Source organism: Enterococcus sp. AZ095a (genome assembly GCF_050546735.1).
Lineage (GTDB): Bacteria > Bacillota > Bacilli > Lactobacillales > Enterococcaceae > Enterococcus_D > Enterococcus_D entomosocium.
On record NZ_CP172953.1, the window covers coordinates 3,298,506 to 3,321,448 of the forward strand.

Sequence of the window (22,943 nt, forward strand, 5' to 3'; positions counted from 1 at the left end):
GGTTTATCTCAATTTCTTTCTGATGATTCCAGTCAACTGGTCTAATAAGAAGACGGTCACAACGACGCCCAACAAAATAATACTTACCTTGCTCCAGGTTCTGGTTTGAATAGCAAAAATCAATGGTGCACCGATCCCGCCAGCACCGACTAACCCTAACGTTGCCGCACTGCGGACCGCAATTTCAAAATGATTCAATGCAAAGGAACTATAGATGGGTGCTAAGTAAGGGACCCGCACGAAAAACATCGTCTGCCAAAAGTTGGCACCAACTGCTTGCATCTCTTCCGTCAAGCGCTCATCCATGGCTTCCATTTCTTCCGTGAACAGCTTGCCCAGCATACCGATCTGGTGGACACCGATCGCCATAACCCCAGCGAAAGGTCCCGGACCTACCACACGGACAAAAATAATCGCATAAACTAGCTCTGGAAATGCCCGCAAGATATTGCAGATCATTTTGCCGATCTTCGCGACCCACGGCGCAGAAGACCATAGGTTGGCGGCACTCAGCAAGGTCACCGGTATCGCGCAGACTGTTGCGATCATCGTTCCTAGACAGGCGATCCCGATCGTCAGTAACAATAAGCTCCACAGATCCTCCCCGCTACCGTCGTAAAAGAAAGACCAGTCTGGCTGACTCAACCCTTGCAGGACATCTCTTCCCATCGCTAAGGAAAAAGTACTCAATCCGGAATAATCCAGCGTCGCAGCTGATAAAACTAGTAAAACAGCAAAGAGTCCCCATAAAAGCCAAGTCGTTTTCTTCACTTCTCTGATCATCATAGGAAAGACCTCCTTACCCGCTCACTGAGAAAATCAACGATCGCTACCGTTAGCAAAATCGTCAAGATAATGATTGAGACCCGTTCATAATTCAATAATGCCAATGAGGCGTTCAGGATGACCCCGATCCCGCCGGCACCAACATATCCTAACACCGTTGAAGCTCGAACATTGACTTCAAAGGCATAAAAAGTATAGCTGGCAAACTGGCTGATGACTTGAGGTATGATCGCCCAAACAGTCACTTGAAATTTATTTGCCCCTACCGCCGCCGCTGCTTCGATTGGCGCAAAATCAATGGTTTCGATCGCTTGGAACATCAGCTGTGAAACCATCCCAAAGGTAAAGACCGCGATGGTCAAAACACCAGTGGCTTCACCGATCCCAAAAATCGCTACGAACAATGCCGCCAACAATAAATTGGGGATCGTCCGCACCAGACCTAAGAGAAAACGCATCGGCACAGAGACCCACCGGCTTTCTGTCACGACTGTCGTCGCCAACAGACTCACCGGTATCGCTGCGACTACTCCTAAAACAGTGCCTAAAAAGGACATTTGCAATGTCTTGATCAAGGGCATCATCAGTTGCGGTAAATAACTAAAATCCGGATGCAAAAATCGAGCCATGAAAGCCGTCATCTGGCTTCGATTCGACCACACTTGTGCAAAATCAGCCCCCGTGATCCAGGCACTGCTTTGAAAAAAGAGCAGCAATAAAAGAATCAGCAGCAGGTGTTTGTACCAATTAAAATGAACTGTTTCTTTCAGTTTCATCGATTTCTCCTGCCTTTTCTTCAAAAATTGCTTTCCCATAGATTTGTTCTAAACGCTGATCCGTCAAAGCGGCTGCGTTGCCGTCAAAAACGATTGCACCTGCTTTTAAGGCAATGATCCTTGTTGCATACTGACGAGCCAAGGGAATCGAATGCAGATTGATGACAATCGTTTTGCCCATTTCTTGATTGATCTTCTTCAAATCCTCCATCACTTTCTCTGTGGTGATGGGATCTAGCGATGCCACGGGTTCATCTGCTAAAATCACTGGTGCTTGTTGGACCAAGGCACGGGCGATGGATACCCGCTGCTGTTGCCCACCACTCAACTGGTCGCTTCTCGTTTGCAGTTTGTCTGACAAGCCGACAGTCGCTAGTGCTTCTTTCGTTCTTTCGTAGTCTTCTTTCGTAAACAACCCTAAAATACTTTTCCATGTCCCGTAATACCCCAAACGACCAGATAGCACATTCTTTTGGACAGTACTACGTTTGACCAAATTGAAGCTTTGGGAGATCAATCCGATTTGTCGGCGAATCAAGCGCAATTCTTTTTTATTGGCTTTCGTGACTGATTTGCCATCTACCCGGATATCTCCTTCAGTGATTGGCACTAAGCGATTGATCGAGCGCAAAAAGGTACTCTTACCAGCACCGCTCAAACCAATGATTGCCACAAATTCTCCTTGTTCAATCGTTACATCTATGTTCTGTAATCCTTTGACCCCATTCGGGTAGACTTTGGATACATTCTCAAAAGTTATCATCTGTCTTCTCCATTATGTAGGGACCGCGGCAAAGTTTCCCCAATCGGTCACGGTCTATCTCACTAAAAAATGCACTGATACTGCGTATTCCACCTATTCCCCTAGTAAATCGCTGCACATCTCCGTGTCCCGTTATCCTTCTACCGCAATCCCTGATTTTTTACTCTGCTGCTCGTTTAGTATAGTCGCGAATGGTATCGTAAGCAGAATCAGCTGCTTCTTCATACCCTTGGTGTCCCCACAAGCTCATTGCTTCGGCGCCTTCTTCATCGTCTGCCATATTCAAGAACACTTCTTTGATCTGCTCTTTTAGTTCAGCATCCATCGTCGGTTGAACGGCAATGGCGTCATTCGGGATGTCCCCTTCGGTTAAGTAAAGAACTTTTAGATCTTCGAATAAATCGTTATCTGGGAAGCTTGAAGCAAAGACATTCCGTGCCCCTTGAAACACAAAGGCGGCATCCATCTGACCATTCAAGACTGCAGTGATCTCACTTGGAATATCGTTCACCGTCGTTAATGTAGCATCCGTCGTTGGATCAACTCCTGCATCTTTCAACTCGGCAACTGGGTAAATATAGCCGCTGGCAGAGTTCGGACTCAATGTAGCGATTTTTTTCCCTTTTAAGTCCGTCAATTCTGTCATATCGCTATCCGCACGTACCAAGATCTCCCCTTTGAAGGTATTGGTTTTTTCCCCTTCTAATGGCAAGCCGGTCTCTGGATCATAGGCACCTAATTGAGAAGTCAAAATCGCTTCTGCTGCATCCATATCTTTGGCTTGAACATAAGCGGCTGGCGGCATGATCCCTAAATCAACTTGTCCAGAAGCCATCGCTTCTACGATCGTCGAATAATCCGTTGCTAACGTTACTTCTACTTCACGGTCTAATTTTTTTGATAAATACTCAGCAAACGGTTTTGCTTTGGCTTGCATCGAGCCGTCATTATTGGTCGGTACGAATTGTACCACCAGCTTATCTTTTTCGGCTGCGGCACTGCTGTCGCTGCTGCTGCTCCCATTCCCACAGCCGGTCAATGCTGCAACTAACGCAATTCCTAACATTCCTTTAACAATTCGTTTCAATGGCATTTTTTCTCCTCCTAATGGTTTGAAGCTTTCTTACATTCAAATCATACCAAGTATCCCTTCAAAATGAAGTGACACATGTCCTATTTTACCTTATTTTTACATACAATTTACATTAGTTTTTATTTATCGTTCGTGTTGAGTCAAAAGGGGAACTAAGCTATACTTAAAGAAAACCATTCAGGAGTGGCTGATTCCCATGAAAAAAATCGATGATACCGCACGCCTCAGTAATTACATTGACACATACGATCTGCAATCTTATATGGACAATGATTTGTTAGCGATGGCCACTTTGCATTCCTTTGAAAAAGAAGAGCACCTGATTCGAACGGGCACGCCTTCTGAATACTTGTATTTTCTCGTAGAAGGAACCGTGATGGTCTATTCCTTCTCTTCGGATACCCAAACGATTTGTATTGATTACGCCAAGCCGGCTGCACCTTTAGGGGAAGCTTCCTCTTTATGGGAACTCTTGCCGAAAAGCAGTGTCAAAGCCGCTTCTGCTTGCGTCTGCGTCTGTATCCCTTTGAATCGCTACCGCAGCACCTTGCAACAAGACGTCCGCTTTTTGCAAACCATCTGTCAGTTGCTCAGTTCCCGCTTGAATTCGGGGATCAACTTAGCGAATTCATTGACGGAACCTGTAGAGACACGGTTGGCCAAATTTATTCTTGCGCATCAAGAAAACCAACACTTTTCCTTTCAGTTAACCACCTGTGCCGCAATCTTGAATGTCAGCTATCGCCACCTGCTGCGAACCTTTACCAGCTTTCGTGAAGACAAGCTGATCGAAAAACAAAAACAGGGCTATGCAATTCTCGATTTCCCCGCTTTAGAGTCGCTTGCCGAAAATTTAAGCCATGTATAAGGAGCAGCCATAAGAATGTTCGGATTTTCCCTGAGTACGCGTTCCTGCTGTTGGTCTTGCCCTTAACTAGCGCTGTGACAAGCATTCTCCACCGAAGAAGGCAAGCGAGACCGGCAACTGCGCCTTATTTTCTTACAAAAAACCCGATCCTTGCTGATATTCAGTCGAGGATCGGGTTTCTTTTGCTTATTTTACGATGGCTAAGAAGTCTTCTCCTTGCAAGACATCGGTTTGATTCATATCCATCACATCTAAATATTGCGGGGTATTCGTCACAACGATTGGTGTAATCGTGGATAAGCCGGCAGCTTTGATCGTATCTAGATCAAACTTCACCAACAAATCACCGCGTTTGACTTGATCGTCTTGTTTAACAAAGACCTCAAAGCCTTTGCCATCTAGTTCCACGGTATCCATACCAATATGCATCAAGACTTCTGCTCCATCCGTAGTGGTCAAACCAACAGCATGGCCGGTAGGAAAGAGCGTCGTGATGGTGCCATCTGCCGGCGCATACAAAGCCCCGACGGTCGGTTCGATGGCGATGCCTTTTCCTAATGCACCAGAAGAAAAGACTTGGTCTTTGACTTCTGCTAAGGGAACCACTTTGCCTTCTAACGGACTGCTGAGGATCACTCGTTCTTTAGACGAACTATCTGTGGGTGCTGCTGGCTCTTTTGCTGGTGCTGCACTGGCATCGGTTGCTGGCTGATCTTCAAAACGTAAGAAGAAGGTCAAGACAAACGCGGCGCCAAAAGCGATAGCCGTTCCGATTGAAGCTGCGATCAGACCACTTAGATCTTTCGTATCTTGTGGGATAAAGGAAGGAAGACTTAGTAAGCTGACTAACCCAAAGGTATAGTTTTCGACTTGGCTGAAGCCGATGAAGGCTCCCCCGATGGCACCACTGATACACGCGGCGATAAATGGTTTTTTCAATGGCAAGGTTACCCCATACACCGTCGGTTCTGTGATCCCAAAAATTGAGGTGATCGTTGAAGAAAGGGCCAAGCCTTTCAATTTCACATTTTTTGTCATAAAGAACACTGCTAGCGCTGCACCCCCTTGAGAAAGGACAGCTGGCAACAGCATTGGTACCATGGTATCGACACCGGTTTGACTGAGATTCAACATGATGATCGGCACAAAGCCCCAGTGCATGCCAAACATCACAAAGACTTGCCATAAACCACCCATAACAGCACCAGCGATCAGTGGGCTGAAGTGGTAAATGCTGTCGTAAGCACTACCTAACAAGTTTCCTAAAATCGTTCCTAGTGGACCGACGACAATAAAGGTCAATGGCGCCATGATCAAGAAGACCGCTAAAGGTACACAGATGATCTGTAAGAAGCTAGGAATGACTTTTTTAAAGAAACGTTCCACATAGCTTTGTAAAAAGACCGCTAAAATAATCGGAATGACTGAAGACGTATAAGCACTAGCACCAATAATGACCGGTAGGCCTAAGAAACTCAAGGTTTGTCCAGCCAAAGCGGTAATGTCTGGATGAACCAACGCCATCGCTAAGGAAACCGCTAGAAATTCATTGGTGCGAAACTTTTTCGCTGCAGTAAAAGCCAACATCACTGGTAAATAGGTAAACAACCCATCGGCAATCGCATACAATACGGTGTAGACTCCAGAATCAGCTGCTAACCAATTCAAGGTGACTGCCAGCGTCAAGAATCCTTTTAAGACCCCGGCACCTGCCATTGCGCCTAAAAACGGCGTGAAGATCGACGAAATAATATCCACCAGTTGATTCAACAGGTTGCCTTTGTCGCCTTTGCTGTCTGCTTCACCATCGAAGTTCGCTACTCCATTCAATTCACGGTAAACGTCGCTGACATGACTGCCGATCACCACTTGGTATTGTCCGCCGCTTTGAACGACTTGGATCACGTCGTCGTCTTGATTCAAGCGTGCCGTATCCGCTTTGTTCTCATCTTTTAATTTGAAACGCAAGCGGGTCGCACAATGCACCACGCTGTTGACATTTTCTTTGCCGCCCACCGCATCGAGGACGCGAACTGCAATTTCTTTATTTGAACTCATTTTTTCAACACTCCTTTTTTAATAAAAAAACCCAGATTGAAAAAACGACCGTCCAACGAGTCTTTTCCTCGCTGACTGTTGTCTTTTCAATCTGGGTATTGCCTGCCTGACAGTAACAATCCGTTAATGATTGAATGTTAATTGGTTTGATCATTGACGACACGTTCGATATGGATCGTTAAGTAGATCATTTCTGATTCACCGATCGATTTGTCGTAGGTTTTGATCAAATATTCGTTGATCCGTTGGACCGTTTGAAACGCTTTAGGGTACTTCGATTGCACAAGGGCAAATAAAAATTCATCTTTTTCCCCCGAAAGTTCATCGCTTAAATAGCGCTGCGCAAAATACTGTAAATGCGTGGTGATCCGTTGATAGTTCAAGGAATCTGGGTTAAAGACTCGTCCATAAAAACGACTGATGATTGCCAGTACGTCACGAACGATCTCTACCGCTTGCATCGTGGTTTCCATCGTACCATTTGCTTGTTCGCTATTGACGATATGAAAGGCGATAAAGCCAATTTCCGATTCCGGCAATGAAATCCCGAAGACTTTTTCAAAATAAGCAACGGCATCTGCTGCAACCGCATACTCTTTCGGATAAAATTTGCGGGTCTCAAACAACAATGGATTCGGCAGCTCAATGCCTTCACGTGCCCGAACTAGCGCATAATGGATATGATCGGTCAGTGTCAAATAAATATTTGGCGACAGCTCGATCCCCAATGACGCTTCTGCATCATCCACCACTTGCTTGACGGCTTCGACTTCTTCCACAGGAATGTCTGAAAACAATTGCTGAAACTGATTTGCGGTAAACGTATCCTTTAACACAAATTCTTTTTCGACAAAGGCTTCATCCACTGGATCGCCGACCTTCTTCTTAAACGCAATGCCACGACCCATATAGATCACTTCCTGACCGGCATCATTGGTCGAGATGACGACATTATTATTTAATATTTTCCCAATAACCATCGTTTTCCCTCACTCCAAAATAAAAAAACCTAGAATCTCCCCATTAGCGCACTACGGTCAATTCTGGTTTTGCCTGCCGAACAGTAACAATCCTTGTAACTGAAAGAATAATAACACACCCCTGTGGCAGATGCAACCCTTTTCAATCAGAATTTCTGCAACGTGCTTTTCCTTTGTTATACCATTGAACAATTCTCCTTGCAACATCCTTCACTATCTAAATTGAGTTGTTTTTTAATAAAAAAAGGAATGGCTCAGCTGCAGCCATTCCTAATGTATCAGAGTTGCTTTCTTTGCTGTCCCATGCGCCGCTCTTTCATAGCCGTGCCTAACGTACCATAGGTGAAGACCGCGATCCCTAGCCAAATAAACGCAAAGGCGGAAAATTGGGCCAGTGAATAGGTTTCATGAAACAAAAAGATGGCCAACAAAAGCATGATCGTCGGGTTGACGTATTGAATAAACCCAAGCGTAATGTAAGAAACATTTTTCGCGGCTTCCGCAAACAGCAACAGCGGAATAGCCGTCACGATCCCGGCACCCATCAATAAGAGATTGGTTTGCAAGGGATAATTCATAAAGCCGACGGTTGAAAATCCTAAAATATACACGAGCGCAAAGGGGAAAATCACCATCGTTTCGATCGTTAACCCAGTAACCGAACTAATGGGGATCCTTTTTTTGATCAAGCCATACGTACTAAAGGAAAAGGCCATGATCAGTGAGGCATAAGGAATCGTTCCTGTTTGGATCGATAATAAGATCACCCCGATACTTGCCAGCAGACACGCCAGCATGCCAGTACGACTAAGACGTTCTTTCAAAAAAACGGTTGCTAACAAGACATTGACTAGCGGATTGATATAATAGCCTAAGCTGGCTTGCATCACATGGCCCGCACTCACCGCAAAGATAAAGGTGAACCAGTTGATGGAGATCAGCACAGAAGCTAAAACGATCAGTCCAGCAAACACTTTGTTCTTCCACAGCAGACGCGCTTCTTGTAAAAATTGCTTTTTCTTCCCGGAAAGCAAAATAAACAGCACCATAAAAACAAAGGACCACACGATTCGGTAGCACATCGTTGCTAATGGCGAAACCCCAACGATTATTTTCCAATATAGTGTGACCAAGCCCCACAAGACATAGGCAGACAACCCAAAATAAACGCCTTTATTCTTCATTTTCTCCCTGATTTTTTTCCATGAAAACAAGTCTTTCCTGAAAAAAAATACTCCTCCTAAACCATAAGTTATCTTATTATATCGAATTTTTTGGTTTTTCATAGAGTTTCATGAAATAAATCAAGAAAAGCACCCTTCAAAGAAAGGTGCCCCTCTTTATTCCAGCGGTTCCTCCGCACCTTCCAGCCACACGGCTTCTGGTTTCTGATCACGAATCAAAAATAGCCCCGTTGCAAACAGCAGACCAGAAGCGATCGTCATCAATAAGAAAGAAACATTCATCCCGTGAAGCAGTGCACTCGTCCCCGTTAAGGTCGTGCTGTTTTGCGCCACACTATTCATGATCCCGACAAATAATGCTGTCCCGATAGCGCCTGCCACCGTCCGCAAAGAAGTCAATAATGCTGTTCCATGCGCCGTCAACTGCGGCGGAATATTTTTATTTCCCCACGTCACGAAGGGCATCAACAAACAGCCTGTGGCGGCACAGCGCAGCATGTTCAAGACCACTGCTACCCAAATACCCGTGTGTATATGGATGAAATACATGCCGATGTTGCTCAAGACCAGTGAGCCGCCGCCGAAAATCGTCAACAGACGGATGCCGACTTTGTCATAGATTCGTCCAGCCACCGGACTTAAAAAAGCCGAGACTAGGGAACCTGGCAAAACGACTAATCCTGAGATCGTCGCTGATTTGCCTAAAATCGACTGCACATAAAGCGGCATCAGCATCGCCGAACCCATCAAGACCAAGTAAAGCATGATACTGCCAAAGACACTGATGGCATACTCTTTTGTTTTTAAGACCCGCAGATCCAAAAATGGGGTTTCTGCTCTTAACTGACGGAAGACAAAGAAGATCCCTGCTACCAAACCGATCGCTAAGGTTCCTAAAACCGGCAAGCTGAAAAAGCCATAGCTGCCGATGTTTCCAAAGCCTAAAGTGATCCCACCAAAAGCAAAGGCACTCAAAACAAAAGAGGTCTGATCAAATTTGCTGTTGCTTACTGGCAACACATCATCAAAAACCTTTATGGCCCAAATCAATGAGATCAAAACAATCACGGCAACGATATAAAAAATTGCATGCCAGTTCAACCGGTCCACGATCAGCCCAGCGATCGTCGGTGCAATCACGGGTGCCGCGGTGATTGAGAGTCCATACCAGCCCATCACGACACCGATGCGATTGATCGGATAGATCGATAAGAGGATCACTTGTGCCATCGCGGTCAAGATGCCATTGCCTACGGCCTGCAAAATACGAGCAAGCAGCATGACTAGAAAATTGGGCGCTGTGGCACAAAGCAGCAAACCCACCAGAGCGATTCCTAATGCAGCGAGATAGAGCTTTTTGGTTGGCACACGATTCATAAGATATGCCGTCAAGGGCATAACGATCGCCATTGCCAAAGAATACCCGCTAGTCAGCCATTGGCCCGTAGTGACGGAAATCTGCAAGTCATTGACGATGGCGGGTAAAGCCGTCGTCAATGCGGTCGCCAACATGGATACGGCAATACATGTAATCATTAAATTAATAAAAATCAGCGTCCGCTGACGTTCCGTTCGTTGGACTGTTTCACTCAATCAACGTCCGCCTCCTTCTCAAGATAAAACTGTTCGATTTTTGCTAAGGCTTGACCAAAGGCTTGTTTTTCTTCTGCCGTCAAATAGGTCAACATTTCTTGGTGCGCCTTGCTGCGTTTTTCTTTCATTCGCTGTGCCTCTTCCTTGCCTGCTTCTGTCAGCGAAATCAAATGACTGCGTTTATCTTTCGGATCGACTTCTTTTTGGATCAGCCCTTTTTCAGCCAGTTTCTTTAGTAGTTCGCCAGTTGATGTCGAACGAATCGCTAAATACGCGGCGAGATCTTTTTGGGTCAACGTGCCTTTTTCGTCCAATACCAGCAAACAATTGAACTGCCCCCGTCCCGGCATAAAGCGTCCATACTTTTGTTCCGCATACCGCCGATTTAATTTATACACTTCAAACAATCGTTCCACGATTTCTTGTTCGGAAACCATCGATCTTCAGCTCCTTTCGCCTCTTCACTATTTAGATAGGTACCTAGTTAAAAGTCCGTTCTCTATTTTACATAGGTACCTATCTATTGTCAAGAAAGGATTGACATTGAGAGCGGGTACAGCAACCAAAAACGAAAAAAGCATTGAAACTTACGCTTCAATACTTTCCTCGTGGTTCTTTTTCTCCGCAAACTCTGCTAGCAGTTGCCGAACTTCATCCGTTGATTTGGTATTCATCAATTTTGCTCGCAAATCACTGGCTCCTGGGAAGCCTTTGACATAGATTTTAAAGAAACGATGCAATCCTGCGATCGAGCGTGGCACCATTTTGGCGTAATGGTCCTGCAAGTCTAATTGCAGCTGTAGCAAGCCTAATAGCTCTTCTGAGGTATGCTCTTTCGGTTCTTTTTCAAAGGCATAGGGATTCTTGAAAATACCCCGACCGATCATGATTCCGTCTACGCCATATTTTTCTGCTAGCTCTAAACCTTTGGTACGATCAGGGATATCGCCGTTGATCGTCAGCTTCGTTTGTGGGGCGATTCGGTCCCGCAAGGCCACCACTTCAGGAATCAATTCCCAATGGGCATCGACCTTGCTCATTTCTTTGCGGGTTCGCAAATGGATCGAAAGGTTAGCGATATCTTGTTGCAGGACATGGGTCAACCAGGCTTCCATTTCCCCTAGTTCGGTATAGCCCAAACGCGTCTTGACGCTGACCGGCAAGCCGCCAGCTTTGGCTGCTTGGATCAGCTCAGCAGCAACTTCTGGTCGCAAGATCAAGCCGCTGCCTTTGCCTCGTCCGGCAACGTTTGGCACTGGACAGCCCATATTTAAGTCAATCCCTTTAAAGCCCATCTCGGCTAATCCGATACTCATTTCACGGAAATACTCTGGCTTGTCTCCCCAAATGTGGGCTACCATCGGTTGCTCATCTTCGGTGAAGACTAAACGTCCCCGCACACTGTCGCGTCCTTCTGGATGACAGTAACTATCGGAGTTGGTAAATTCCGTAAAGAAAACATCTGGTGCGCCGGCAGCTTGAACGACATGCCGAAAAACGACATCGGTGACATCTTCCATTGGTGCTAGAATAAAAAAAGGCTTCGGCAATTCAGCCCAAAAATTTGTTGTCATAATTTACGCTCCATTTCTTTGTCCAAGGATCTTATTTTATGACCCTACTTGCAAAACAAACCCCATTATACTAAGAATGAGTCAAAGAAGCAAAAGAGCAAGACGACACCCGTCGGTGCTTCGCCTTGCTCTTTTGCAACAGACGCTTAATACTGCCGAATAACTGGCGGTTCGTAGGCTTGAATAAAGGCTTCCAGTTCATTCGTTGTTTGCGTAAAGCCGATTTTTTCGCGATCGGCTTGCGTCAAGAACTCGTTTTCCACCATATTGTCATACAAAGCTCTCGTTGCGCGGTAAAAATTGTTCACATCATAAAAAGCACACGGATTCGGGTTCTGACCGATTCTTGACCACGAGATCATCTCCGTGATTTCTTCCAGCGTCCCGGGACCACCTGGCAGTGCGACAAACGCCTGCGACAATTCGAACATTTTTCGTTTTCTTTCTGACATCGTCTCGACGACATGGAGTTCGGTCAATCCAGGATGTGCTAGTTCCCGATCTTTTAAAAAGGTTGGGATCACCCCGATCACCTGACCGCCATTTTCTAAGACAGCATCTGCCAGCACGCCCATCAAGCCCGCTTTTCCGCCGCCATAGACCAGCGTATTTTGCCGTGAAGCGATCCACTGCCCCAATTCTTGGGCGGCTGTTGCAAAACTAGGTTCACTACCGACACTGGCACCACAATAGACTGCAATTTTCATAAAACTCTCCATCATCCTTCTCAATCATTTTGAAATAGTATATCATGATTCTGATAAAGGTTCTGGGAAAGGATGGAAAAAAATTATGAACATTGAGGAATATCAACGATTTATCAGTGACTTCTACAAAGCCCGCAACTGGTATCAATATGATCCGTTTATTCGGGCGAATTTTTTAGCAGAAGAAGTCGGGGAAGTGAGCCGTGCCATTCGGACATTGGAGATTGGCCGTGACCGTCCCGATGAACAAGAAGGCTTGCCGGAAGAAAAACTGGCAAATCTGACGGAAGAATTGGGCGATGTACTGGATAACTTATTTATTCTCGCCGATAAATACGATATTTCTCTGGAAACAATCATGCAAAAACACAAAGAAAAGCTTTTGTCTCGCTATCAAATGAACCAAGAGACAGAAAAAAACAGCTAACGGGCTACTTGTTGCGTAACGGGCAGCGGCAAAGGTTGCTTTTCCCAAATACAAAAAACCAACGTTTCTGTGGTCAATCGGCCAGTGAAACGTTGATTTTCTTCTATTATATAAAAAGTTGGTTCTCCTTTTTATATAATAGGAGGTGTTTATTGTGCCATTTGCTCTACCAGTTCTTCCAAACCAGTCAAGGCTTGGTAGCCGTAGCCAAAGAGATAATTGTAGTCCATGCTGTAGACTTGTTTGTTTTTGATGGCTTTCATGCTAGAGAGTTTGTCGTTTTTATATAAGCCTTCAATGATTTCATGACCGGAAACACTGCCTTCGATCGTTGACCAGTCGCCGACGATCAAGACATCGGGATCCGTTTCGATCAAAGTTTCGACACTGACTTCCCCTGAATAGTCTTGAAACACATTGTTCAGTTTGATCATATCAAAGTTGCTATTGAAAAAAGACTCGTCCTGAGCGGCATAGACACTGACAACACTAGGATCAGACATAAAGAGATGGGCAAAGGTTTGCTCTTCTTTGTCTGCTACTTTTTCTTCCAAGGCACTCTGACGATCCTTTAATTCTTTTTCAAAAGCAGCGGCTGCCTCAGGGACATTGAAGAGCTTACCAAGGTTTTCAATGTCTTGATAAACAGAATCAAACGTCGCCCCAGTGACAGAGGTTTCTTGGACATAAGTCGGAATGCCCATCTCATTCAAGGAATCAACGGTGCCGACGCCCCAATCTTGGTTATCGAAAAGTCCCCCGCGGCCAAAAATCAAATCTGGATCCACACTTAAGGCTGTTTCTTTACTGATATAGTCGCTGCCCAGGTCGTTGAGTTCTGCGTAATCGGCAGCAACTTCCTCATCAGCGGCACCAAAGGTTGCACCGACACCCGCAATCTGATCCTTGAGGCCGAGATGCAGCAGCAATTCCGCTGCTGGTCGTGTGTTGGCAACGACTTTTTTTGGTGCCTCATTAAAGGTTTGATCCTTGGCGGTCCATTGCGTGCCGCCTTCTGCTTTGGTGTAGTTGCTGATGGTTAAGGGATACGTACTTTCTGCCTGTGAGGAAGAAGCCGAAGTTCCTTCATCCTTCGTATTGCCGCAAGCGCTTAATGTAAAGACTGCCAATCCTACCCCAATCATTTTTCCCCATTTATTCATCTGTTTGCTCCTTTTCAAAATAATAATGAAACCCTAATCCGCCTGTGATCGGATGATGGTAAATACTGCATTTCACGCCATAGATTTCTTCGATCAGTTCTTCTGTCAGCAGCGTTTCTGGTTCGCCATACCCTACGACCCGACCATCTTTTAAGGCATAGATGATGTCGCAATAGTTGGCTGCTTGTTCCAAATTATGCAGCGCCGCCAACAAGCCAATCTTCAGATGCTTGACGGTCTCTAAGATTTCCAGCTGGTAACGGATATCCAAATGATTGGTCGGCTCATCGAGAATCATAAATTTCGGTTCTTGGGTGATGGCACGAGCAAGGACGACCCGCTGTTTTTCGCCTCCTGATAATGAGAGGTAGCTGCGTTTTCTGTAGGCACTTAACCCTGTTTTGGCTAAGGCTTCGGTGACCAGCTCATGATCGGCTTTGGTGTCTTGTTCCAACAACCCCTTGTGGGGCGTGCGGCCTAAAAGCACCATCTGTTCTACTGTTAAATCAAAGCTCAACTCATTGAACTGACTGACGACGCTGACTTGCTGGGCGACTTTTTTTTCGGAACTTTTCAAAATATTCATCTCACCCAAATAAATTTCGCCGCTGTCAGGTTTCAACGTTTTGTAGATGGCTTTTAACAACGTGGACTTCCCACTGCCATTAGACCCAATCAAACCGACAAATTGCCCTTGTGCGGTTTGGACGGAGATGTCTTTTAGAATCTGCTGATCCCCGATCGTTAGATTGAGCTTTTCAACTGCTAATTTCATTCCGTCACCCCCCAAAGTTGTATTGCCGTTTGACAATGATATAGATAAAGATCGGTGCACCGATCAGCGCTGTAATGATCCCGATCGGCAGTTCGACTCCTTGCAGGGTCGAGCGGGCGATCACATCCGCCCAAATCAAAAACAACGCGCCTGTCAAAGCGGTCAAAGGCATCAACAGGCGATGATCCGACCCGCTGACTCCACGTACGATATGAGGAATGATCAAGCCGACAAAGCCGATCATACCAGAATTCGCAACGATGATACTGGTTAATAGCGCTGCTAGCAGCATATAAAAACGACGATAGAAGGTCAGCTTGACCCCTAAGGTGGAAGCAACTTCATCCCCCAGCAAAAGCGTATTCAAAACACGGTATTGCGTCAGGAAGAACAGCGTGATCAAAGAAACCAGAACCACGATAAAGCCCAATTTGTTCCAAGAAGCCGAGGCTAAGCTGCCCATCGACCAAAACGCTACGGTCTTCATCCCTTCTGCATTGCTAGCCAGATAGATGATCAAGTTTGAAACAGAGCTACATAAGGCACTGACGATCGTCCCCGACAGCACAAGTTTTGTGGAAGTCATTTTCCCGCCGATACTGGCAAGCAGCAGCACCAAAATGGTCGCAATCCCCGCTCCTGCAAAGGCGCCAAACGATAAGCCCAGCTGCAAGACTAGCGCCGAGCCGCCAAAACCGACTAAGATGGCAAAGGTCGCCCCTAAGGATGCGCCGGAAGAGATCCCTAGGATATATGGATCTGCCAGCGGATTTTGGACCACTGCCTGCATCACTGCCCCGCTGATCGCTAACCCCATCCCCACAAAAATAGAAAGCAAGACCCGCGGTGCCCGAACAAACCAGACGATATTGATGTTTGCGTCTGAAATGCCTGAAAGATCACCAACCAATCCATGGCTGATTTTATAGAAGAGAATTTGGTAAACTTCGCCAAGGGTGATATTGGCTTGGCCGTTTGCCAAAGCAACTCCTGCAGATAAGAGAATGGCGACAACTAAAACACAGCAAATGATTGTCGACACCATCCAACGATTTGATTTAATCAACCCTACCGACATGTGATTCTCCTTTATTCAGCACGAACTCCTCTGATTTCACAGCAAAAACAACCTGAGTGTTGCCTCGCCGCCATCATAAAAGAAGCATCTGTGCGTTTTTTCGCTTATAAAAGTTCTTCTCATGAAAAGCGCCAAAGTCATGTGCTACTTTGACATCTATTTGCAAATGAGAATCACTCTCAATGAATAGAGTCATTATAAGGAACCTTTTGTGAAATGTAAATAATTTTCTGAAAATTTCCTTAAATAAGAGTTATTCTAATGTTCGGGATTGATTGGGCGTTTTCCTCTCCATTGACCTATCGAAAACACGGTATCCGTGAAGAAGCAAATTCTTCGGCAAAATAATCCAGTTTTTTTAATGATGAAAAAAGACAGACTTCATTTCGTACGAAGTCTGTCTCCAGTCTGAAGCCTATGCTTAGGCAGGCTTTGTCTTGCTAGCTTCCCTTTGTTAGCACGTGAAACCTATGCGTTGCCAAGGATTTGCTGATTCAACGAAATCATCTCCAAAAGACCTTGAGCGGCTTCACTGCCTTTATTGCCGGCTTTGGTTCCCGCTCGTTCAACGGCTTGTTCAATCGTTTCAGTCGTCAATACACCAAACATGATCGGAATGTCGGCATTCAGACCAATTTGGGCTACGCCTTTCGCCACTTCATTTGAGATCAATTCATAGTGGGTCGTTGCTCCGCGAATCAAGGCACCTAATGTCACGATCCCATCGTATTGTTTGTGGTCAACGATTTTTTTGGTAATATACGGAATCTCATAAGCACCTGGTACCCAATACACATCGATGTTTTCTGCTTTGACTCCATGACGCACCAAATTGTCTTTGGCGCCTTCCACTAACTTGGAAGTGATAAACTCGTTGAATCGTGAAACCACGATCCCTACTTTGACTGCCTCTCCCTGAAACGTTCCTTCAAATACTGTCATCGCTCATTCTCCTTTGGTTGATTAAATAGATAGGTAATGGTGAAACTTTTCTTTCTTCGTTTTCAAATAGCTGCTGTTTTCTTTATGCGCGGGCATCTCCAGCGGAACCCGTTCTGCTACCTTGATCCCTAAGCTTTCTAATTCCTTCACTTTGTCAGGGTTATTGGTCATCAGTTGAATCTCCTGCACTTCTAAGGAACGTAAAACATCGGCAGCAAACGTGTAATGACGAGCATCTGCTGCAAAACCCAATGCAATATTTGCTTCATACGTATCCAATCCTTGTTCCTGCAACTGGTAGGCACGGAGCTTGTTCCGCAAGCCAATACCGCGGCCTTCTTGGCGTAGATACAAAATCGCACCACGGCCTTTTGCTTCGATCTGCCGCATCGCTTCTTGCAGCTGTTCGCCACAATCACAGCGATGAGAGCCGAAGACATCGCCTGTTAAACACTCTGAATGGATCCGTAGTAACAGCGGCTCGGTAGTATGTTGAATCTCGCCTTTGGCTAGTAAAAGGTGTTCATTGCCGAATTCATCTTCAAATAAGGTCAATTGGAACGCCCCATAAGCCGTTGGCAGATCCACCGTGATAGGTGCAGTTCCTCGTAGATATTCCGCCAACTCATCAATGGTCAAAAACGGCAGCTGCCATTTTTCTGCTAATTTTTTCAATTCTGGGACCCGAGCCATCGTGCCATCTTCATTTAAAATCTCACAAATGTAGGCTGCTTCCACGCTGCCAGCAAGCTTCGCTAAATCCACAGCCGCTTCTGTATGTCCTCTGCGTTCCAACACGCCGCCAGGTTGAGCGGTCAATGGGAAGATATGTCCAGGGCGATAAAAATCCGCAGCCTGTGACGCAGGATCAGCCAACTTTTCAATCGTCACTGCCCGGTCTTTCGCAGAAATTCCCGTACTCGTCATCACGTGATCGACACTGATGGTAAACGCGGTACCAAAGGCATCCGTATTATTGGCGGTCATCGCAGGCAATGCCAGCTTTTCAGCGATCGCTTGTGAGAGGGGTGCACAGATCAAGCCGCGGCCATAAGTCGCCATAAAATTGACGGCTTCTGGCGTTGCGTATTCAGCAATCCCAATCAAATCTCCTTCTGATTCCCGATTTTCATCATCGGCGACAATCACTAAGCCGCCTTTTTTTAACCATTCCACTGCTTGTTCTACTTTATGCATCGTCTGCCTTCTTTCATTTTCGTTGGTATTTGACATATTTCCCAATCATATCCGTCTCGATATTGACCCACTCCCCTTGTTTCAACTGCCCCAGCGTCGTCTGGTCTTTGGAATGGGGGATCAAGCTAACGGAAAAGGCCTGTGCCGTCGTCTGGGTGACCGTCAAACTGACGCCATTGATCGCAATCGACCCTTGCGGAATGATTTCCCCTTGCACACTGACAGGATAAGCAAACGTCAAGATCAAGGCATTTTCCAACTGCTTTTTCTGGATCAAACGGGTCGTTACATCAATGTGGCCTGCGACAAAGTGGCCTTCAAACCGCTGCGTCGCTGCCATCGCTCGCTCCAAATTGACTTCGGCACCCACCGAGAGTTGTTTAAAGGTCGTTCGTTGAAAGGTTTCCGGCATGATATCCACCGTAAACGTCATCGCTTGTTTGGCGATCGCCGTCAAACACGTACCGTTGATCGCCATGCTGTCTCCGATCTGGTAATCCGCCAGCAAGCCTTCCGACGCACTGCAGGTTAGCTGGATCGTGCGGCTTTGCTTGCGGATCTCTTTGATGCGGCCTTTTTCCTGAATCAATCCTGTGAACATTCCTCTGGTCTCCTTCCTCGGATGCAAACATCTTCCCCAACTGCTGTCACCGTCACCTCTGTTAGCTGCTGCAGCTGTTTCGGGGTACGTTCACTGGTAAAACTTGCGAGACTATTGCCCCCAAGAAACTTTGGCGCCACATAGGTAATGCTTTCTTGCCACAGTCCGCTGGCTAAAAAGGCATCATGGATCGCAGCGCCTCCCTCCACGTAAAGCGATTGGACCTGTCGTGTGGCAAGCTCCTTCAACAATGCAGCGATCGTCAACTCTTCCAGCTGGATCACTGAGACATGCGCTGGCAAATCACTGACAGCTGCCTGCTGCGTAAAAATCCACACAGGTGCCGAATCGTCGGCAAACAGTGCCAATTGGGGTTGCGACAGCGTTCGTCCCCGACGGTCTACCACGATGCGAATCGGCGGAAAGCTGGTTTCAATCGTGGTCAATAAGGTGGGATCATCCGTCAACACCGTCTGACTGCCCACTAAGATCCCTTGGTAGTCCCCACGTTCTTGATGAACGTTTTGCCAAACCGCTGAACCAGTGATCGCACTGCGGGTCTGCGCATCATGAGCGATCCGACCATCTAAAGTGATCGCTTGCTTCAATGCCACGTAAGGTAGCTGATGCTGATGGTAAAAATTATAGTGTGGATTCAAACGGCGCACTTCTGTTTCTTCGATACCCACCAACACGTCGATGCCCTGATTTTCTAAAAAGCGCTTGCCTTGTCCAGCCACGATCGGGTTAGGGTCTAACTGGCCGATGACTACCTTTTTGATGCCGCTGTCGATGATCAGCTGGGTGCAAGGCGGCTGTTTTCCTTGATGGTTGCAAGGTTCTAACGTCACGTATAAAGTCGAATTGATTAGGTCTTCGGAGGAATGGCATTGTTCGATGGCGTTTCGTTCCGCATGGGGCTGCCCATAGACTAAGTGAGCCCCTTTGGCAATGACCCGTTGCTCTTTGACGATCACAGCGCCCACTAGCGGATTGGTAAAGGTTTGGTAACGCCCTTTTTTGGCTTCTGCGATCGCCAAACGCATGTATTCGTTATGCATCTTCCTTCCTCCTTTCAATAAAAAAATGCCTCGTGAGAATCTCACGAGGCATAGACAAACAAGACCGGCAAAAAATCAATTTTAGACGCACTGCGCCCCTTGAAATTTTGTGGTTTTTCTTCTCCCATCCAGACTTTCACTGTCGGTGCCAGATTCACACTGGCTCCACCGCATAGCTATGCGGGTCACGGACTTCAAGCATTGCGCTTGTCACCGTCGGTCGGGAATTACACCCTGCCCCGAAGAATACTATTCAATTCATGTGCATTTTAGCCCGACCATTTTTGTTTGTCAATAGGCCTGATTACAAGCCAATAGGAATTAATCTTGGCTTTTTCTTTTGGCAACCCCAAAGCAGCGACAGCAGAAATCCCTTGTCGTTCCGCCATTTTCCTAAGCTGCAGCAAGGCGATTTTGCCTGAAAAAAAATACGAGAAAACCTAGGTTAAATATTTTTTCTCGAACGAAGCCATTTATCGAACTCCGTCACGAGTAAGACGACCATCCCGGAAGCTGCTGAGATGACCCAGCCAATCAAGGACATGTCCTCAGTATGAAAGGCGCTTTGCATAAATGGAACATAGGTCAATAACAGTTGCAGAACCAGCATCACACCAATGATCACGTACGCTTTTGGATTGGTGAAGGAAGCTTTAGAAAACGCTGGTGCACTGGTACGGATGTTGAACAAATAAAAAATCTTACTCAAGACCACGATATTGACCATCATGGTACTGGCAACGGCTTCGCTGACGCCTTGCAGCAAGAGCCAGTCATGGGCAATCAAACTGATGACTGCCATCAAGATCGATACATACGCCATCTGCCAAATATCGTGGCGATTCAACAATTTATTGCCTGTCTTTCGCGGCTTGCGGCTCATGATCCCAGACTCTGCTGGTTCAAAGATAAACGCAAACTGGATCGTAATAGCAGAAACCATGTTGATCCACAGCAGTTGTGTCGCCTGCAGCGGCAATTCTTTTTGCATCATGATCGTAAAGGCAATGATCAGCCCTTCGGCAAAAGATGTCGGCAACAGAAACAGAATGCTCTTTTTGATGTTGTCATAGATCCTGCGTCCTTCGCGAATCGCTAAGGACATGGTACCGAAATTGTCATCGGTCAAGATCATATCAGCAGAATCTTTGGCTACATCCGTGCCGCTGATCCCCATCGCTACACCGATATCCGCCCGCTTCAACGCCGGGGCATCGTTAACGCCGTCCCCTGTCATCGCCGTGACTTTGCCTTTGGCTTGTAGCGCTTTGATAATGTCCAATTTATTTTTCGGTGTGGTTCGTGCAAAGACTTGATTCGTCAAGGCAGCATCTTGAAATTCGGCTTCACTCATCTGATCCAACTCGGCACCAGTCACGACGTGAATCTCATCCGCTAAGCCAAGCTTTTCCCCAATCGCTTTGGCGGTCAGAGGATGATCCCCAGTGATCATTTTCACTTGAACACCGGCTTGGTTCATTTCCTTCAGGGAGGCAATCACTTCTTCTCGCGGCGGATCGATGATCCCAGCGATTCCCAGTAATTGCAGCCCTTGCTCAAAAATCGTTTCATCAATGTGATCGATCGAAACTTTCTGATAGCCCACCGCTACCACTCGTTTGCCTTCTGCCGACAAGCGGCGGACATGGCCTGTCCAATAGGCTTCATCAAAAGGCGCCGCTTGTTTTTGCACCATTTCAAACAATTTATCTGGGGAGCCTTTAACAAATAACAAACGTTCCCCCGCAGGGTTTGCCACTAGTTTCGCCATGTAGCGGTTGTCCGAATCAAAGGGCAGCATATCCCGCTCTTGGTAAGCAGGTGCTTGCGGATAGGCAAATTGCTTATGATAAAGCGTCAAAAAGGAGCCGTCTGTTGGTTCCCCATTGATCGTCCAGTGATTTCCTTCTGGGACCAGTACCGTATCGTTGGCTTCGTAACCAGCTTCCAAAAACAACTGCAAGGTGTCTTGCGCGTGGACGTCCTCCTGCTTTGGACGAATTTCTCCCACCGGCGCATAGCCGTCACCCGTCACTTCATATTCCTGCTCAGCCAATACGATGTCTTTGACCGTCATTTCATTTTTGGTCAGGGTACCTGTTTTATCCGTCGCGATCACATCCACTGAGCCTAGCGTTTCAACCGCTGGCAGCGTTTTGATGATGGTGTGCTTGTTTTTTGCCATGTCGCTGACACCCATCGCCAAAACCACCGAGGTCGTTGCTGGCAATCCTTCTGGGATCGAGCCGACGATCATGGTGACAACGGCTAAGGATAAGACAGAGATCGCATAGGTTTGCTGGAACAAGCTGACAACAAATAGCAAGACCGCCACGCCCATGATCACATAGGTGATGCCTTTCCCCAGTCCATCGATCTCTTTCATCAATGGCGTTTTTCGTTCTTCCGTTTGATTGACTTCAGCTGAGATTTTCCCGATTTCAGTCGTGACGCCAGTAGCGATCACGATCCCTTTCCCGCTTCCTGACGTCACGGAAGTCGAAGCAAACGCCAAATTCCGTTGTTCCGCTAATGGAGTTGCTTCATCCATTAAGGCATCTGTTATTTTTTCCACCGAATCGGCTTCACCAGTCAAGGCGGATTCTTGGATACGCAAGTTGTCGGCTTCGATGATCCGCAGATCTGCGGGCACATTGTCACCAGCTTCTAGGAATACGACATCCCCTGGAACGACTTCGGCAGCTGGAATATCTTGACGAATCCCATTCCGATAGACCGTGGCTTCTGCTGATAGCATCTCTTTGATCCGCTCTAACGCATCGGAAGCATTTGCTTCTTGGTAATAACCGATCAACGCATTGACCAGTACGACGATGCCAATGATCACGGCATCAGAGAAATGCCCCATCAGCAGCGTTAAGATGGCGGAGAAAATCAAAATGTAGATGATCGTGTTATGGAATTGCCGCAGCAGCAACCGCCACTTGGCGGTTTTTTTGATCGCTAATTGGTTCAATCCGTAGGTTTCTAACCGCTCGGTTACTTGTGCCTCAGTCAATCCTTGATCGATAGAGGGCACCTGATACTGTTCGATTGTTTCTGACACTGATAACTGAAACTCTTTTTTATTCATTTTTTTTCTTCCTTTTCTTTTTCATTGATGGATAACACAAATAAGCCCCTTATTTAGAAACTGCTCCTAAATAACGCGCTGTTGTTGGTCTCCTATTCAATTAAAAAGTAAGGCAAGTCAAAATAGTGTTTCTGCTCACCGTCACTCGAGTCGCTTGACATTCGTTTACCACCCCCTCTAAAGTTAGCAATAAGCGTAACAAACTATTTTTCCAAAGTCAAGA

At 46.4% G+C, this 22,943-nt stretch carries 21 protein-coding genes and 1 riboswitch; of the genes, 2 read left to right on the plus strand and 19 right to left on the minus strand.

The annotated features are described in order from the left end of the window. Window positions 1–3 precede the first annotated feature (3 nt). The 4 genes from phnE (IGJ26_RS15270) to IGJ26_RS15285 form a co-directional block, all read right to left on the minus strand. On the minus strand, window positions 4–786 hold the full coding sequence (gene phnE, locus IGJ26_RS15270; protein ID WP_167823283.1) for a phosphonate ABC transporter, permease protein PhnE: 783 nt from the start codon (window positions 784–786) through the stop codon (window positions 4–6). Continuing rightward, entirely contained in the window at window positions 783–1,562 is a 780-nt protein-coding gene (phnE, locus tag IGJ26_RS15275) for a phosphonate ABC transporter, permease protein PhnE (protein WP_008380208.1), read from the minus strand. Before phnE (IGJ26_RS15275) ends, phnE (IGJ26_RS15270) begins: the two co-directional genes overlap by 4 nt. Beyond that, window positions 1,534–2,325: a phosphonate ABC transporter ATP-binding protein gene (gene phnC / locus IGJ26_RS15280; protein WP_005230661.1), complete on the minus strand. Its 792-nt coding sequence runs from the start codon at window positions 2,323–2,325 to the stop codon at window positions 1,534–1,536. Before phnC ends, phnE (IGJ26_RS15275) begins: the two co-directional genes overlap by 29 nt. Window positions 2,326–2,485: 160 nt before the next feature. Next, window positions 2,486–3,418 carry a phosphate/phosphite/phosphonate ABC transporter substrate-binding protein gene (locus tag IGJ26_RS15285; RefSeq protein WP_194199889.1) on the minus strand — a complete coding sequence of 311 codons (933 nt, stop codon included), beginning with the start codon at window positions 3,416–3,418 and terminating at the stop codon, window positions 2,486–2,488. Window positions 3,419–3,614: 196 nt separating this feature from the next. Between IGJ26_RS15285 and IGJ26_RS15290 the strand changes: the two genes are divergently transcribed. After that, window positions 3,615–4,286: a cyclic nucleotide-binding domain-containing protein gene (locus IGJ26_RS15290; protein WP_005233292.1), complete on the plus strand. Its 672-nt coding sequence runs from the start codon at window positions 3,615–3,617 to the stop codon at window positions 4,284–4,286. Between the two features lie 186 nt (window positions 4,287–4,472). Here the strand turns inward: IGJ26_RS15290 and IGJ26_RS15295 are convergent, their stop codons facing one another. The 7 genes from IGJ26_RS15295 to IGJ26_RS15325 form a co-directional block, all read right to left on the minus strand. Further along, entirely contained in the window at window positions 4,473–6,344 is a 1,872-nt protein-coding gene (locus IGJ26_RS15295) for a beta-glucoside-specific PTS transporter subunit IIABC (protein WP_008380211.1), read from the minus strand. Window positions 6,345–6,481: 137 nt separating this feature from the next. Continuing rightward, window positions 6,482–7,324: a BglG family transcription antiterminator LicT gene (gene licT / locus IGJ26_RS15300; RefSeq protein ID WP_005233287.1), complete on the minus strand. Its 843-nt coding sequence runs from the start codon at window positions 7,322–7,324 to the stop codon at window positions 6,482–6,484. A 278-nt stretch (window positions 7,325–7,602) separates the two neighbouring features. Next, window positions 7,603–8,508 carry an EamA family transporter RarD gene (gene rarD, locus IGJ26_RS15305; protein WP_008380213.1) on the minus strand — a complete coding sequence of 302 codons (906 nt, stop codon included), beginning with the start codon at window positions 8,506–8,508 and terminating at the stop codon, window positions 7,603–7,605. A 156-nt stretch (window positions 8,509–8,664) separates the two neighbouring features. Beyond that, complete coding sequence (locus IGJ26_RS15310; RefSeq protein WP_430599711.1) at window positions 8,665–10,101, minus strand: MDR family MFS transporter; 1,437 nt, start codon at window positions 10,099–10,101, stop codon at window positions 8,665–8,667. After that, window positions 10,098–10,538, minus strand: coding sequence for a MarR family winged helix-turn-helix transcriptional regulator (locus IGJ26_RS15315; RefSeq protein ID WP_005230651.1), 441 nt, complete (start codon window positions 10,536–10,538; stop codon window positions 10,098–10,100). Before IGJ26_RS15315 ends, IGJ26_RS15310 begins: the two co-directional genes overlap by 4 nt. 150 nt (window positions 10,539–10,688) lie before the next feature. Further along, the gene (locus IGJ26_RS15320; protein ID WP_005230648.1) at window positions 10,689–11,675 is read right to left on the minus strand and encodes a tRNA dihydrouridine synthase; all 987 of its coding nucleotides are present in this window, start codon (window positions 11,673–11,675) and stop codon (window positions 10,689–10,691) included. 146 nt (window positions 11,676–11,821) lie between these two features. Beyond that, window positions 11,822–12,382 carry a TIGR00730 family Rossman fold protein gene (locus tag IGJ26_RS15325; protein WP_430599712.1) on the minus strand — a complete coding sequence of 187 codons (561 nt, stop codon included), beginning with the start codon at window positions 12,380–12,382 and terminating at the stop codon, window positions 11,822–11,824. 85 nt (window positions 12,383–12,467) lie between these two features. Here IGJ26_RS15325 and IGJ26_RS15330 point away from each other — a divergent pair, with 85 nt between their 5' ends. Continuing rightward, a complete protein-coding gene (locus tag IGJ26_RS15330) occupies window positions 12,468–12,809 on the plus strand; it encodes a MazG nucleotide pyrophosphohydrolase domain-containing protein (protein ID WP_034872892.1) in 342 nt (113 codons plus the stop codon). 149 nt (window positions 12,810–12,958) lie between these two features. Here IGJ26_RS15330 and IGJ26_RS15335 read toward each other — a convergent pair whose 3' ends face one another. The 8 genes from IGJ26_RS15335 to IGJ26_RS15370 form a co-directional block, all read right to left on the minus strand. After that, a complete protein-coding gene (locus IGJ26_RS15335) occupies window positions 12,959–13,972 on the minus strand; it encodes an ABC transporter substrate-binding protein (protein ID WP_430599713.1) in 1,014 nt (337 codons plus the stop codon). Continuing rightward, on the minus strand, window positions 13,965–14,747 hold the full coding sequence (locus IGJ26_RS15340; protein WP_086298790.1) for an ABC transporter ATP-binding protein: 783 nt from the start codon (window positions 14,745–14,747) through the stop codon (window positions 13,965–13,967). Before IGJ26_RS15340 ends, IGJ26_RS15335 begins: the two co-directional genes overlap by 8 nt. A 4-nt stretch (window positions 14,748–14,751) precedes the next feature. Next, complete coding sequence (locus IGJ26_RS15345; RefSeq protein ID WP_005233272.1) at window positions 14,752–15,825, minus strand: FecCD family ABC transporter permease; 1,074 nt, start codon at window positions 15,823–15,825, stop codon at window positions 14,752–14,754. Between the two features lie 468 nt (window positions 15,826–16,293). Continuing rightward, entirely contained in the window at window positions 16,294–16,767 is a 474-nt protein-coding gene (gene ribH / locus IGJ26_RS15350) for a 6,7-dimethyl-8-ribityllumazine synthase (RefSeq protein ID WP_005233264.1), read from the minus strand. Window positions 16,768–16,788: 21 nt separating this feature from the next. Continuing rightward, window positions 16,789–18,000, minus strand: coding sequence for a 3,4-dihydroxy-2-butanone-4-phosphate synthase (ribB, locus tag IGJ26_RS15355; protein ID WP_430599714.1), 1,212 nt, complete (start codon window positions 17,998–18,000; stop codon window positions 16,789–16,791). Further along, window positions 17,978–18,565, minus strand: coding sequence for a riboflavin synthase (locus IGJ26_RS15360; RefSeq protein ID WP_005233260.1), 588 nt, complete (start codon window positions 18,563–18,565; stop codon window positions 17,978–17,980). Before IGJ26_RS15360 ends, ribB begins: the two co-directional genes overlap by 23 nt. Next, window positions 18,550–19,626: a bifunctional diaminohydroxyphosphoribosylaminopyrimidine deaminase/5-amino-6-(5-phosphoribosylamino)uracil reductase RibD gene (gene ribD, locus IGJ26_RS15365; protein WP_005233255.1), complete on the minus strand. Its 1,077-nt coding sequence runs from the start codon at window positions 19,624–19,626 to the stop codon at window positions 18,550–18,552. Before ribD ends, IGJ26_RS15360 begins: the two co-directional genes overlap by 16 nt. A 112-nt stretch (window positions 19,627–19,738) precedes the next feature. After that, a riboswitch (FMN riboswitch) is annotated at window positions 19,739–19,877 on the minus strand. A gap of 194 nt (window positions 19,878–20,071) precedes the next feature. Beyond that, window positions 20,072–22,720: an HAD-IC family P-type ATPase gene (locus IGJ26_RS15370; RefSeq protein WP_430599715.1), complete on the minus strand. Its 2,649-nt coding sequence runs from the start codon at window positions 22,718–22,720 to the stop codon at window positions 20,072–20,074. Between the last annotated feature and the right edge of the window lie 223 nt (window positions 22,721–22,943).